Below are 13,657 nucleotides of genomic sequence, written 5' to 3'. Positions count from 1 at the left end.
GATTAGTGCTTGCCGTGGCCGCGCAGGCGCTCCAGGCATTCCGGTGTCGAGACGCGGGGTGCCCAGGCGAGCGCCTCTCGAGCCCGACCGCAGTCCAGCACCAGCGGTCCGTCCAGGCCGCGCACCCAGCCCGGGTCGCCGGCCCGGGCGCTGAGGCGCCAGGCCAGTGGATGCAGCGCGCGGATGAGTACCCCCGGCACCGGCAGGCTCAGGCGCCGTCCGTGGCGGGCCATGGCGCGCAGTGACCAGGCCGGTTCGGTCCCCAGGTTGAAGCAGCCCGGGGCCCGGCGCGTGATCGCGGCGGCGATCGCGCGGGCGGCGTCCTCTTCCCACAGGATCTGCACCGGGGCGCGGACCCCGGCGGGGTGGACGCGGCCGCGCGCCAGCCGCTGCAGCAGCGGATGGGCATTGGGGCCGACCACCGCAGGTGGCCGCAGCACGGTGGTGACCAGCTCCGGGTATTCGCGGGCCACGTCCGCCAGCGCCTGCTCGGTGGCCACCTTGTCCTCGGCGTAGGCGAAGCGCGGGCGCGGGGGGTGATCCTCGGTCAGCGGGACCGGCGAGTCCGGCCACGGGCCGTACACCGCCGCGCTGGACAGGAACAGGATCTGGCGTACGCCGACCCGCGCGGCGGAGTCGAAAACCGCGCGCGACAGCTCCACGTTCTGTCGGCGCACCCATTCGCGGTCGTGGCGCCGGCGTCCGCCGTGGCCGCCCATCAGCTGGAAGGCCAGGTGTACCAGGGTGTCGGTTCCGGTGAGGTCGGCCGGGGTCAGCTCCGCGAGGTCTTTCTGGCGCAGGTCGTAGCGATCCGCCGGCAGGGTCGCGGCGCCGGGGAAATCGGGCGGTTCGCGGTCCAGGGCGATGACCCGCTCCACCTCCGGGGTGTGAAGAAGTTCGGGCAGCAGTACCCGGCCGATGCGACCGGCCGCGCCGGTGACCGCGACGTGCATGGCGTCAGCTCGCCGCTTTCGTGGCCGGGGTGAAGGTCGGCATGACCTCCTTCGCGAAGCAGCGCATGGATTCCTCCGCCAGTTCGCGCGGGACCGCGCCGGCGCCGAAGGCCAGCAGGACGTGGTCCACGCCCGCCTCGCGCAGGACCTCGATGCGCTCGCGGCATTCCTCGGGGGTGCCGACCAGCGTCATGCCCAGCATGTCGAGGATCTTCAGATTGATCCCGGCCCTGACCAGGTGGCGGAAGCGGCCCAGCGAGCGGTAATAGTCGTAGCCCTCGATCAGGCGCTCGAGCACCGGCAGGGTCTGCTGGAACATGTTGCGGTAGAACCATTCAAACGCGGGCTTGGCCTCGCGTCGGGCACGCTTGCCGTCCGGCAGGCACAGCACGCCGAGGGTCATGCCGACCCGGGGCGGGTGCGGGGTGTCGCCGGCGGCATGGGTCCGGCCCTCGCGATACAGGCGGATGTCCTCGCGGATCATCTGCCACGGCTTGAACGGGCCGGCCAGCGCGCCGATGCCCTGCTGCGCCGCCCAGGTGAACGACTCGGGACTGACCGCGGCGGTCCACAGCGGCGGGTGCGGGTCCTGCAGCGTTGCCGGCATCACCGGGACGTCGTCGAGGTGATGGAAGGGCCCGTGCTGGGTGATGCGGCCGGTGGCGAAGGCCTGGCGCAGGGCGTCCAGCCCGGCGTCCACCCGGGCGCGGCCCTCGCTCATCTCGGCGCCGAATGTGGCATATTCCGGCGGCGAGAAGCCACGGCCGATGCCCAGCTCCAGGCGGCCGCCGGAGAGCTGGTCGAGCATGCCGACGCGCTGCGCGACCCGCAGCGGGTGATGATAGGGCAGGGGCACGACGCCCAGCCCCAGGCGCAGGTTCCGGGTGCGCTGGCTGGCCGCGGCGAGCACGAGATCCGGCGCGGTGGAATGCGAGAATTCCGGCATCAGGTGGTGTTCCACCAGCCACGCGGTGTTGAACCCCAGGGTGTCGGCGAGATCCCACAGCGCGAGGGTGTCCTCGATCGCGCGGTGTTCGTCGATGCCGAGGAATTCGGGGACCGAGATCTCGTGGAAGAGGTCGAAGAGCATCACGAAACTGTGCCGCGCCGCGGGGGTGCTGGCAAGTGATCTAGCGGTGACGCAACGGAGGAACGACATGGCAGCAGGGGAATCGCCCGGAACGGACGCGGGTACAGGCACCACGGCGCGGTTGCGGCTGCAGCCGGCGGTGGCTGCGCGTCCGGGGACGCCCGCATGGGACGGGCACTTCCCGGAGCGTCTGCCAGGCGACTGGCAGCTGGCCTATCTCGGCCATTTCCGCTCGCGGGTGCTCCTGCCGGGAGTGCTGGCGGATGACGCCACGGTGGCGGCCCCGTTCGGCGACTGGGACGAGGCAGTGCCCCCCAATCTGCGCCTCACCCTGGTGTGGCCGCGGGCCCTGCCCGTGGCGGCCGGGGCGCAGGCGGTGGTCGGGCTGGCCGGTGAGCTGGGCGAGCGCCTGGACGGCGTGCTGTTCGCGCCCGGGGTGGATGCGTCGGCGGCCCGCGCCGCGCTGCACGATGCCGGTCTGGAACGCCTGATGCTGGCGGGACCGGGCGAGGCGCGCGAGCTGGCGGGTGTCGAACGGGCGTGCTGGTACCCGTGCCTGGCGGGGGGCGAGGGCCCCGGGGTCTGGCACGTGACTCCGGCGGGGACCCCGGACCCGGCGGGCTGGCGCGCGGTGGTCGAGGCGCTGGCCGGGGTCACGCCGGCGGGCCCGGTGCCGGTGTTTCTCGACGCCTCGCCCGGGGTGCTCGACGATGTGCGCACCATCGCGAAACTGCTGGGCTGGGGGCCATGACCGTGGGGTGCGGTTTGACGCCCCGCCCGGGCGCAGCCAGACTCCGGCGACTCCACCCCGGTCGTGCCGTGATGCCACCGGGGCCCGCATCCCGGAGGGGTCGAGCGTGAGTCAGCCCGCAGCCGCCGAAACACCGCATATCGTGGTCGAGGACCTGCATTTCCGGCGGGGCCGCAAGACCATCTTTGATGGCCTGTCGCTGGAGGTCCCGCGCGGTCGGGTGACCACGGTGATGGGCCCCAGTGGCTCCGGCAAGACCACGCTGCTGCGGCTGATCGGCGGTCAGCTGCGTCCGGATGCCGGGCGCATCCTGGTCGACGGCGAGGAGATCGGCCGGCTGTCCACGCGCCGGCTGTATGCGGTGCGCAAGCGCATGGGGCTGCTGTTCCAGACCGGGGCCCTGCTGACCGACCTGTCGGTGTTCGAGAACGTGGCCTTCCCGCTGCGCGAGCACACCGATCTCCCCGAGGACATCCTGCGCACCCTGGTGCTGATGAAGCTGGAGGCGGTCGGCCTGCGCGCGGCGCGCGACATGGACCCGGCCGAGCTGTCCGGCGGCATGGCCCGGCGCGTGGCCCTGGCGCGGGCGCTGGCGCTGGATCCCGAACTGATCATGTACGACGAGCCGTTCACCGGTCTCGATCCCATCACCATGGGTCAGATCGTGACCCTGATCCGGCGCACCAACCACAGCCTCGGGCTCACCAGCGTGCTGGTGTCGCACGACGTGAACGAGGCCATGGGGATCTCCGATCACGTGGTGCTGATCGCCGAAGGGCGGGTGGTGGACGCCGGGCCGCCCGACGCGCTGCAGGCGCGCGCCACCGACTGGTCCGCCCAGTTCCTCGAGGGGCGGCCGGACGGGCCGGTGCCGTTCCATTACCCCGGCGCCTCGTATCAGGACGACCTGCTGGATGCCGGAGGGCGTGACCATGATTGACGCCATCGCGTGGGTCGGTCGCTACAGCCTGAATGCCCTGACGGTACTGGGGCGCGCCTCGATGTTCCTGTTGCGGATCTTCGCCGCGCTGGACGCGGTGGTGCGGCGCTTCGGCCTGACCGTGTGGCAGGTCTACTCGGTGGGCGTGCGCTCGCTGCTGATCGTCGTGGTGTCGGGGCTGTTCGTGGGCATGGTGCTGGGCTATCAGGGCTACATCACGCTGGTGGATTTCGGCGCTGCCGAGGCCCTGGGCGGGGTGGTGGCGCTGTCGCTGGTGCGCGAGCTGGGGCCGGTGGTGACCGCGCTGCTGTTCGCCGGTCGGGCCGGCTCCGCGCTGACCGCCGAGATCGGCCTGATGAAGACCACCGAACAGCTGTCCGCGATGGAGATGATGGCGGTGAACCCCTATCGCCGGGTGTTTGCGCCGCGTTTCGTCGCCGGGTTCCTGTCCATGCCGCTGCTCGCGGCGATGTTCAGCGCGGTGGGCGTGATGGGCGGTTACATCGTCGGGGTCGGACTGCTGGGCGTGGACAGCGGGGCCTATTTCTCGCAGATGCAGTCGGTGACCGACTGGAACGAGGACGTCCTCTCCGGAGTCATCAAGAGCATCGTGTTCGGTTTCGTGGTGACCTGGATCGCGGTGTTCCAGGGTATGGACGCCACGCCGACCTCGGAGGGGATCTCGCGCGCGACCACGCAGACCGTGGTGGTGTCCTCGCTGGCGGTGCTGGGGCTCGATTTCATCCTGACCGGCCTGATGTTCGGCGGGTAACGAGAACAGGAGTGGCAACATGAAGATGCGTTTCGTCGAGCTGGCTGTCGGGGTGTTCGTGCTCCTCGGGGTGGCGGCACTGTTCTATCTCGCGGTGCAGGTCAGCAACATCACCGAATACCGCGACGGTGATACCTACGAGGTGACCGCCTACTTCTCCAACGTGGGCGGTCTGCGGGTGCGCGCCCCGGTCAACATCTCAGGGGTGCGGGTCGGCCGGGTGTCGGATATCCACTATGACCCGGAGGCCTTCGAGGCAAAGGTGACGCTGGCGATCCGGTCCGAACACGACTATCTGCCGGCGGATACCCAGGCGAGCATCCACACCGCCGGCCTGCTGGGGGAGCAGTTCGTCGCGCTGGAGCCGGGTGGCGACTACGATACCCTGCAGGACGGTGACCAGATCCTGTTTACCCAGTCGGCCGTGGTGCTCGAGAACCTGATCGGCCGCTTCATGACCAACATGGCGGACGACTGAGTCGTCCCGGCCACCGATTTCCCAGGGGGTGCCCCATGCGTTTGTTCCCGAATGTCGTTCGTTCCCTCCGTGTCGCCCCGCTGCTGCTGGCCGCGGTCGCACTGCTGCTGGCGGCACCGGCGCAGGCCGAGAGCCCCGCGCAGATGATGGAGCGCTCGGTCAACGAGATCTACGAGATCCTGCGCGAGAACGAGGAACGCGCGCAGGAAGAGCCCGAGTTCGTGATCGAGGTGCTGCGCGAGCACGTGCTTCCGAACGTGGACGTTGACGGCATGGCGCGGCTGGTCCTGGCGCGCCACTGGCGCGATGCCTCCGATGAACAGCGCAGTCGCTTCACCGAGGCCTTCACCACCACCCTGCTCAGGGTCTACGGCGTGCAGTTGGCGGATCACCTCGACAAGGAGGTGCGCATCATCGAACGCCGTTCGCGCGAGGACGACCGCATGGCGGTGGTGGCGAGCGAGATCGTGATGGGCTCGGGGCAGTCCAACCTGCAGGTGAACTACCGCCTGCGGCCGGTCGACGGGGAGTGGAAGGTGTTCGACGTGGAGGCCGAGGGCCTGTCATTCGTCGGCAATTTCCGCAGCCGCTTCGGTGACGAGATCGCCAGCAATGGCCTGGACGAGCTGATCGAGCGTCTTGAGGACGGCGACGAGGAGTTGATCGAGGAAGCGGTGGACGACGTTGTCGAGGAGGCCGACGGGGAATGAGCGACGGCCGCATCACCGCGGATGAGGCCGGTCTGGTGCTCTCAGGGCATCTGACCTTTGCCAGCGTGCCGCAGCTGCATCGCCAGGCCGCGCGGCTGTGGGACGGACTGCCGGAACATGCCCGCGTGGAGCTGGCGGGCACCGGTCGGATCGACAGTGCCGGGCTGGCGTTTCTTGTCAGTCTTTGGCGCGAGGCGCGCCGGCGGGGACATTTTCTGGTGTTCGAGCCGGTCCCCGAACGTCTCGCTCCGCTGCTGGAGCTCTATGATCTGCGCGGGGTGATCAGTGATTCCGCCGCGCGCGCCGCGCAGCCGAGGGGGCTGCACTGATCTGCTGCAGGCGCGGCGAGCGCGCGCCGGCGGCCCAGTTTCGTTATCATTGCGGGTTTTGCCGGTCCGTCCCTGGCCCGGCGCACGAACCGGGCAACACATGGACAAGCTCATCATCACCGGCGGCGAGCCCCTGGAAGGCCAGGTCTGGGTCTCCGGCGCCAAGAACGCGGTGCTCCCCATCCTGTCGGCCACCCTGCTGGCCGACAGTCCAATGGTCATCGGCAACGTGCCGCATCTGCAGGACGTGACCACCACCATGGAGCTGCTGGGGCGCATGGGCGTGAGCCTCACGGTGAATGAGCGCATGCGTATCGAGGTGGATCCCGCCACCCTGACCCAGTGCGTCGCGCCCTACGATCTGGTCAAGACGATGCGTGCGTCCATCCTGGTGCTGGGGCCGCTGCTGGCGCGCTTCGGCGAGGCCGAGGTCTCGCTGCCCGGGGGCTGCGCGATCGGTTCGCGGCCGGTGAACCTGCATCTGCGCGGGCTGGAGGCGCTGGGGGCGGAGATCGATGTCGACGGCGGGTACATCCATGCGCGGGCCGGCCGGCTGCAGGGCGCGCGCGTGGTGTTCGACCAGGTGACCGTGACCGGCACCGAGAACCTGCTGATGGCGGCGACCCTGGCCGAGGGCGAGACCCTGATCGAAAACGCCGCCCGCGAGCCGGAGGTGGTGGACCTGGCCGACTGCCTGACCGCGATGGGAGCGAGGATCCGCGGTGCCGGGACCGACACCATTCGGGTCGAGGGCGTGGAACGCTTGCGGGGCTGCGAGTATGACGTGATGCCGGATCGCATCGAGACCGGGACTTTCCTGGTCGGTGCGGCGATGACCCGCGGGCACGTGCGCACCCGCAACACCCGGCCGAAGCTGCTGGATGCGGTGCTGGCCAAGCTGGACGAGGCCGGTGCGCGGGTGGAGACCGGGGCGGACTGGATCGAACTCGACATGCAGGGGCGCCGCCCGCGGGCGGTCAACCTGCGAACCGCGCCGTTCCCGGCGTTTCCCACCGACATGCAGGCGCAGATGATGGCCATGAATACGGTGGCCGAGGGTACCGGGTCGGTGGTGGAGACGGTGTTCGAGAATCGTTTCATGCACGCCCTGGAGCTGCAGCGGATGGGCGCGCAGATCACCATCGAGGGCAACACCGCGATCGTTGAGGGCGTGGACAGGCTGGTGGGGGCCCCGGTGATGGCCACCGACCTGCGCGCCTCCGCCAGCCTGATCCTCGCGGGGCTGGTGGCCGAGGGCGAGACCGCGGTGGAACGCATCTATCACATTGACCGGGGCTACGAATGCATCGAGGAAAAACTGAGCCAGATCGGCGCGACGATTCGACGGGAGCCCGCCTGACATGATGGAAACCATCCGTCCCCTGACCATTGCCCTGTCCAAGGGCCGCATCCTCGAGGACACCCTGCCGCTGCTGGCGCAGGCGGGCATCGAGCCGCTGGAGGATCCGGACAGTACCCGCAAGCTGATCCTCGACACCACGCGCGAGGACGTGAAGATCGTGGTGGTGCGGGCCACCGATGTCCCCACCTACGTGCAGCACGGGGCGGCCGCGGTAGGCGTGGCCGGCAAGGACGTGCTGATGGAGCACGGCGCCGCCGGCCTGTACGAACCGCTGGACCTCGGGATCGCCCGCTGTCGCATGATGCTGGCGGGGCACCCCGGGCAGCAGCCGGACCCGGGTGCGCGTCTGCGCATCGCGACCAAGTTCGTGAACATCACGCGCAACTATTTCGCCAGCCAGGGTCGCCAGGTGGAGATCGTCAAGCTCTATGGCTCGATGGAGCTGGCGCCACTGGTGGGGCTGGCCGACTACATCGTCGACCTGGTGGATACCGGCAACACGCTGCGCGCCAATGGCCTGGAGCCGCTGGAGGAGATTACCCCCATCAGTTCCCGGTTGATCGTGAATCAGGCAGCCATGAAGATGAGACATGGACTGATTCAAAATCTCATTAAGAACCTGCGCGAGGCCGTGACGCCCGCGACCACGTAATCGAGACCGCAATGACCGCCGATACCGACGACCTCAGGATCCGTGACATCCAGGAGGTGTCCGCCCCGGACACCGTGCGTGACGAGCTGCCGATCACCGATGCGGCCGCCGAGGCGGTGTACGAGGCCCGCCAGGCCTGCCACCGGATCCTGCACGGCGAGGACGATCGCCTGCAGGTGATCGTGGGGCCCTGCTCCATTCACGACGTGGATGCCGCACTGGACTACGCCGACCGCCTCAAGGCCCTGCGCGAGGAGCTCTCCGATGCGCTGAACATCGTGATGCGGGTGTACTTCGAGAAGCCGCGGACCACGGTCGGCTGGAAGGGGCTGATCAATGACCCGGACCTGGACGGCAGCTTCCACATCAACAAGGGCCTGCGGGTCGCCCGCGGCCTGCTGCGCGATCTGGCGATCAAGGGCATGCCGGCGGCCACCGAGTACCTCGATCTGATCAGCCCGCAGTACATCGCGGACCTGGTGGCCTGGGGCGCGATCGGCGCGCGCACCACCGAGAGCCAGGTGCATCGTGAGCTGGCCTCCGGGCTGTCCTGCCCGGTGGGCTTCAAGAATTCCACCGATGGCAGCCTGCGCGTGGCGATCGACGCGATCCGCTCCGCCTCGCGCCCGCACCACTTTCTGTCGGTGACCAAGGCCGGGCGTTCGGCGATCTTCTCGACTACCGGCAACGACGATTGCCATATCATCCTGCGTGGCGGCAAGCAGCCGAATTACGACGCCGAGAGCATCGAACAGGCCTGCCGGGAGCTGCGCATGGCCGAGCTGCCGGAGCAGGTGATGGTCGACTGCAGTCACGCCAACTCGCGCAAGGACCCGGCGCAGCAGGTGGAGGTCGCGCGGGTGCTGGGCGAGCAGATCGCCGCGGGCGATCGCCGCATCGTCGGCGTGATGCTGGAGAGTCACCTGCAGGGCGGACGCCAGGATATCCTGCCTGGACAGCCGCTGAACTACGGTCAGAGCATCACCGATGCCTGCATGGGCTGGGACGAATCCGCGGCGACCCTGCGGGGGCTGGCGGATGCCGTGCGTGCGCGGCGCAAGCAGAACACCCCGGCCTGAGGCCGGGCCACGAGGAATACGCCATGCCTTCGATCAAGCGACTCGACACGCAGGACACCGGTTTCGCGGCGGAACTGGAACGCCTCCTCGCCTGGGAATCCGGCGAGGAGGCCGGGGTGCGCGACGCGGTGCGCGAGATCCTCGACGCGGTAAAGGCCGAGGGCGATGCTGCGGTGCTGCGCTACACCGCGCGCTTCGATCGCCTCGAGCGGGATTCGGTGGCCGGGCTGGAAGTCCCGCCGGAACGCCTGCAGGTGGCCTTGGAGGCGATCCCGGCGGCGCAGCGCGAGGCGCTGGAGACGGCGGCCGAGCGCATCCGGCAGTACGCCGAACACCAGAAGATGCAGGACTGGCAGTTCACCGACGTTGACGGCACGGTGCTGGGGCAGCGGGTGACCCCGCTGGACTCGGTGGGGCTGTACGTGCCCGGCGGCAAGGCCGCCTATCCGTCCTCGGTACTGATGAACGCGGTGCCCGCGCGGGTCGCGGGGGTCGCGCAGGTGATCATGGTAGTGCCGGCCCCGGACGGCGAGCTGAATGACCTGGTCCTGGCGGCGGGCGCGGTGGCCGGAGTGGACCGCGTATTTACCGTCGGCGGCGCGCAGGCGGTGGGTGCACTCGCGTTCGGAACCGCCACCATCCCCGCGGTGGACAAGATCGTCGGTCCCGGCAACATCTTCGTCGCCGCGGCCAAGCGCGAGGTCTTCGGCACCGTCGGCATCGACATGATCGCCGGTCCTTCGGAGATCCTGGTGGTCTGCGACGGCGAGACCGACCCCGAGTGGATCGCGGCCGACCTGTTCTCGCAGGCCGAGCACGACGAGCAGGCCCAGGCGATCCTGGTGTCCTGGGACCGCGAGTTCCTCGAGCGCGTGGACGCGGCCATGGACCGCCTGCTGGCGGACATGCCGCGTGCCGACATCATCCGTACCAGCCTGCAGGATCGGGGCGCGCTGATCGCCGCGCGCGACCTGGAGGACGCGGTCGCGGTGGCCAACCGGGTCGCGCCCGAACACCTCGAGCTGTCGCTGGCCGACCCGCAGGCGGCGCTGGAGGCCGGGCTGCGCCACGCCGGCGCGGTGTTCATGGGGCGCCATACCTCCGAGGCCCTTGGCGACTACTGCGCCGGGCCCAACCATGTGCTGCCGACCTCGCGCACCGCGCGCTTTTCGTCGCCGCTGGGGGTCTATGACTTCCAGAAACGCTCCAGCATCATCCAGTGCTCGCCCGAAGGCGCGGCGCGGCTGGGTCGCACCGCCGCGGAACTGGCCCATGGCGAGGGGCTGACTGCACACGCCCGTTCCGCCGAGCTGCGCGGGGAGCGCTGAACATGGCCGAGGGTCGCCGACCCGGGGACCTGATGCGCCCGGAGGTCCTTGCGCAGCCCGCGTATGCGGTGGCCGATGCCAGCGGCCTGCTCAAACTGGATGCGATGGAGAACCCCTGGCCCTGGCCCGGGGAGCTGGAGCCCGCCTGGCTGGAGGCGATGCGAGCGCCGGAGCTCAACCGCTATCCGGACGCGCAGGCGCGCGATCTGGCCGCGCGGGTGCGCGAGGTCGAGGCCGTCCCCGACGAGGCCGGGCTGCTGTTCGGCAACGGCTCGGACGAGCTGATCCAGATCCTGATCCAGGCGGTGGCCGGCAGTGACCGGCCGGTGATCGCGCCGGAGCCCGGGTTCGTGATGTACGGCGTGCTTGCGCGGGCCCTGGGCGTGGCGTTTCATGGGGTGTCGCTGCGGCCGGATTTCTCGCTGGATCCGGATGCCCTGCATGCCGCCATCCGCGAGCATCGCCCCGCGATCGTGTTCCTGGCGCACCCCAACAACCCGACCGGGCGACTGGAAGACCCGGCGACGGTGCAGGCCGTGATCGAGGCCAATCCCGGGATCACCGTGGTCGACGAGGCCTATGCCCCGTTTGCCGGTCACAGCTTCATGCCGCAGGCGGGGCGCGTCGACGGGCTGCTGGTGATGCGCACGGTCTCCAAGCTGGGGCTGGCCGGGGCCCGGCTGGGCTATCTCGCGGCCAGTCCCGAATGGATCGATGCCCTGGACCGCCTGCGTCTGCCCTACAACATCAATACCCTGACCCAGCGCAGCGTGGCCTTCGCCCTCGATCATCGTGACATGCTCGACGGCCAGGCGCGCGCCATCGTCGCCGAACGCGGCCGCCTGAGCGATGCGCTGCAGGCGCTGGATGGCGTGACCTCGGTGGTCCCGTCGCAGGCCAATTTCGTGCTGTTCCGGGCGCAAGAGGGCCGGGGGGCGGCAGTGTTCGCCGGGCTGCGCGAGCGCGGGGTGCTGATCAAGGACGTGGGCCGCGCGCATCCGCTGCTGGCCGATCACCTGCGGGTGACCGTGGGTCGCCCGCAGGACAATGACCGTTTCCTCGCGGCACTGCGAGAGACGCTGGCGGCCACGGCCTGACGCAACATCCGAGCACCGGGACGCGGTCCCGGGTCAGATCGGCCGCTGTTCGACGTCGGCCTCCAGCTCCTGAGCCTCGTCCGGACGGTGGATGCGGATCGAGAGCGGCTCGCCGGGGGTGGTGCGGGCGATGATGTCCAGTGCGTCGCGCGGCGAGCCGACCCGGTCCCCGTCCAGATGGGTGATCACGTCCCCGGGCCGGATCCCCGCCTCGGCGGCCGGCCCGTCGCGCAGTACCCCGGCGACCAGCACGCCCACCGGATCGTCCAGTTCGAACGAGCGGGCGAGTTCGGGATTCAGCGCCTGTACCTCGATGCCCAGCCAGCCGCGGGTCACGTAGCCCTGCTCGATGATCTGTGTCATCACGTCGCGTGCGAGGTCCGCGGGTATGGCGAAACCGATCCCGTGGGAGCCGCCGGAGCGCGAGAAGATCGCGGTGTTGATGCCCACCAGATCGCCGTGGGCATTGATCAGCGCCCCGCCGGAGTTGCCGGGGTTGATCGCCGCGTCGGTCTGGATGAAGTCCTCGAAGGTGTTGATCCCGAGCCGGTTGCGCCCGGTCGCGGATACGATCCCCTGGGTCACGGTCTGGCCCACGCCGAACGGGTTGCCGATGGCCAGCACCACATCCCCGACCCGCAGGTCGCGCGAACGACCCAGGGTCGCGACCGGCGGGTCATCGACCGTGACCCGCAACACTGCGAGATCGGTGTCGGGATCGATGCCGATGATCTCGGCGGGCCGCGCGCGGCCGTCGGCCAGCACCACCGCGATCGCTTCGGCCTCCTCGATCACGTGGTGATTGGTCAGCACGTGGCCGCCATCGGTCATGATCACGCCGGATCCGAGGCTGGACTCCTCACGCTCCCCGGGCGGCGGGACCTGGCGACCGAACAGTTCCTGCAGCAGCATCCCGGGGTCGGCCTCCACGGTCCGCGAGGCCATGATGTTCACCACCGCCGGGGCCGAGCGTTCCACCGCCGGGGCATAGGAGGCCGGGGCCCCGCCGTCTTCGTCGGGGAGGCCCTCGACGACCTCCACCGCGACATCCTCCCTGCCGGACCCGAGCCAGTGCGGGAAGAAAACCGCAATGGCCACCGCGATCACGACCCCGGTGACGGCTGCTTGCAGGAAGAATCGAGAAAAATTCATCATAAGTCGATTCTAACTCAAAGCCCCGCCCGCTGCCCCGGACGGGGTTCCGACGGAGCCCGTCCCATGCATCGTAACGACCTGCTTGCGGCCCTGAATGCCGAGCTCGCCCCCGACCGGTTTACCGATTACAGCCCGAACGGCCTACAGGTCGAAGGCCGTGCCGAGGTGCGGCGGGTCATCAGCGCCGTGACCGCGTCGGCTCAGGCGGTCGAGGCCGCCGCGCAGCGGGGCGCGGACGTGTTGCTGGTCCATCATGGTTACTTCTGGAAAGGCGAGCCAGCGGTCATCACCGGGATGAAACAGCGGCGGATCCGCCGTCTGCTGGAGGCGGGGATCAACCTCGTGGCCTACCATCTGCCGCTGGACGCCCACCCCGAGCTGGGCAACAACGCCTGCCTCGCCCGCGACCTGGGTTTTTCTGCCGACGCTCCGATGCGCGACGACGGCGTGGGGCTGGTCGGGGCGCCGGACAGCCCGCTCACCGCGGCCGATCTGGTGGCCCGGGTGGCCGGTGCGCTGGGGCGCGAGCCTTTGCTGGTGGAGGCCGGTGACCATCCGATCCGGCGGGTCGCCTGGTGCTCCGGCGGTGCCCAGTCACTTTTGCCGCGCGCTGCGGAACTGGGGGCTGACGCCTACATCAGCGGCGAGATCTCGGAACAGACCACCCACGAGGCCCGCGAGCTGGGGGTCCATTATCTGGCCGCCGGACACCACGCCACCGAACGTGGCGGCCCGCGTGCCCTGGGTGACTGGTGCGCCCGCCACTTCGGTCTGGAGCACGAATTCCTCGATCTCGACAATCCGGCCTGATACCCTGCGCGCCGGCCCCGGATAGACGAGAAGGCACCCGTTACGCGCGGCGGTGTGCGTCCGGGGCGTACTTGACCTTATTAGCGTGTTCGGGAATTCTATTGCGATTTTCCGACCCTGTGTCGGGTTCCAACAAGAGAGCTCCAGGCT

15 protein-coding genes are annotated in these 13,657 nt (G+C 69.6%); 12 read left to right on the top strand and 3 right to left on the bottom strand.

The features are described 5' to 3' along the window. Positions 1–2: 2 nt before the first annotated feature. Complete coding sequence (locus D571_RS0103390) at positions 3–953, bottom strand: NAD-dependent epimerase/dehydratase family protein (RefSeq protein WP_018935268.1); 951 nt, start codon at positions 951–953, stop codon at positions 3–5. Positions 954–957: 4 nt separating this feature from the next. Further along, positions 958–2,043, bottom strand: coding sequence for an LLM class flavin-dependent oxidoreductase (locus D571_RS0103385; protein ID WP_018935267.1), 1,086 nt, complete (start codon positions 2,041–2,043; stop codon positions 958–960). Between the two features lie 121 nt (positions 2,044–2,164). Here D571_RS0103385 and D571_RS0103380 point away from each other — a divergent pair, with 121 nt between their 5' ends. From D571_RS0103380 to hisC, 11 genes are all read left to right on the top strand, one after another. Next, a complete protein-coding gene (locus tag D571_RS0103380) occupies positions 2,165–2,794 on the top strand; it encodes a hypothetical protein (protein ID WP_018935266.1) in 630 nt (209 codons plus the stop codon). 7 nt (positions 2,795–2,801) lie between these two features. Then, the gene (locus D571_RS0103375; RefSeq protein ID WP_369773851.1) at positions 2,802–3,734 is read left to right on the top strand and encodes an ABC transporter ATP-binding protein; all 933 of its coding nucleotides are present in this window, start codon (positions 2,802–2,804) and stop codon (positions 3,732–3,734) included. Next, the gene (gene mlaE / locus D571_RS0103370; protein WP_026287545.1) at positions 3,727–4,506 is read left to right on the top strand and encodes a lipid asymmetry maintenance ABC transporter permease subunit MlaE; all 780 of its coding nucleotides are present in this window, start codon (positions 3,727–3,729) and stop codon (positions 4,504–4,506) included. The genes D571_RS0103375 and mlaE overlap by 8 nt, the downstream gene beginning before the upstream one ends. Positions 4,507–4,525: 19 nt before the next feature. After that, positions 4,526–4,984, top strand: coding sequence for an outer membrane lipid asymmetry maintenance protein MlaD (gene mlaD, locus D571_RS0103365; RefSeq protein ID WP_018935263.1), 459 nt, complete (start codon positions 4,526–4,528; stop codon positions 4,982–4,984). A gap of 35 nt (positions 4,985–5,019) precedes the next feature. Further along, a complete protein-coding gene (locus tag D571_RS0103360; RefSeq protein ID WP_018935262.1) occupies positions 5,020–5,694 on the top strand; it encodes a phospholipid-binding protein MlaC in 675 nt (224 codons plus the stop codon). Continuing rightward, complete coding sequence (locus tag D571_RS0103355) at positions 5,691–6,023, top strand: lipid asymmetry maintenance protein MlaB (RefSeq protein WP_018935261.1); 333 nt, start codon at positions 5,691–5,693, stop codon at positions 6,021–6,023. The genes D571_RS0103360 and D571_RS0103355 overlap by 4 nt, the downstream gene beginning before the upstream one ends. Positions 6,024–6,123: 100 nt before the next feature. Continuing rightward, positions 6,124–7,383, top strand: coding sequence for a UDP-N-acetylglucosamine 1-carboxyvinyltransferase (murA, locus tag D571_RS0103350; protein ID WP_018935260.1), 1,260 nt, complete (start codon positions 6,124–6,126; stop codon positions 7,381–7,383). Positions 7,384–7,387: 4 nt separating this feature from the next. Then, on the top strand, positions 7,388–8,038 hold the full coding sequence (gene hisG, locus D571_RS0103345; protein ID WP_156815758.1) for an ATP phosphoribosyltransferase: 651 nt from the start codon (positions 7,388–7,390) through the stop codon (positions 8,036–8,038). Between the two features lie 11 nt (positions 8,039–8,049). Then, on the top strand, positions 8,050–9,117 hold the full coding sequence (locus D571_RS0103340; RefSeq protein ID WP_018935258.1) for a 3-deoxy-7-phosphoheptulonate synthase: 1,068 nt from the start codon (positions 8,050–8,052) through the stop codon (positions 9,115–9,117). 23 nt (positions 9,118–9,140) lie between these two features. Then, positions 9,141–10,445: a histidinol dehydrogenase gene (gene hisD, locus D571_RS0103335; RefSeq protein WP_018935257.1), complete on the top strand. Its 1,305-nt coding sequence runs from the start codon at positions 9,141–9,143 to the stop codon at positions 10,443–10,445. Between the two features lie 2 nt (positions 10,446–10,447). Further along, a complete protein-coding gene (gene hisC / locus D571_RS0103330; RefSeq protein ID WP_018935256.1) occupies positions 10,448–11,542 on the top strand; it encodes a histidinol-phosphate transaminase in 1,095 nt (364 codons plus the stop codon). Between the two features lie 33 nt (positions 11,543–11,575). Here hisC and D571_RS0103325 read toward each other — a convergent pair whose 3' ends face one another. After that, the gene (locus tag D571_RS0103325) at positions 11,576–12,697 is read right to left on the bottom strand and encodes a S1C family serine protease (RefSeq protein ID WP_018935255.1); all 1,122 of its coding nucleotides are present in this window, start codon (positions 12,695–12,697) and stop codon (positions 11,576–11,578) included. A gap of 63 nt (positions 12,698–12,760) precedes the next feature. Here D571_RS0103325 and D571_RS0103320 point away from each other — a divergent pair, with 63 nt between their 5' ends. After that, on the top strand, positions 12,761–13,507 hold the full coding sequence (locus tag D571_RS0103320) for a Nif3-like dinuclear metal center hexameric protein (protein WP_018935254.1): 747 nt from the start codon (positions 12,761–12,763) through the stop codon (positions 13,505–13,507). Positions 13,508–13,657 lie beyond the last annotated feature (150 nt).

Origin of the sequence: Thioalkalivibrio sp. ALJ24 (genome assembly GCF_000377785.1) — a bacterium.
Lineage (GTDB): Bacteria > Pseudomonadota > Gammaproteobacteria > Ectothiorhodospirales > Ectothiorhodospiraceae > Thioalkalivibrio.
Note: the sequence above shows the minus strand (reverse complement) of the source record. Positions and strands in the feature narration are given on the sequence as shown.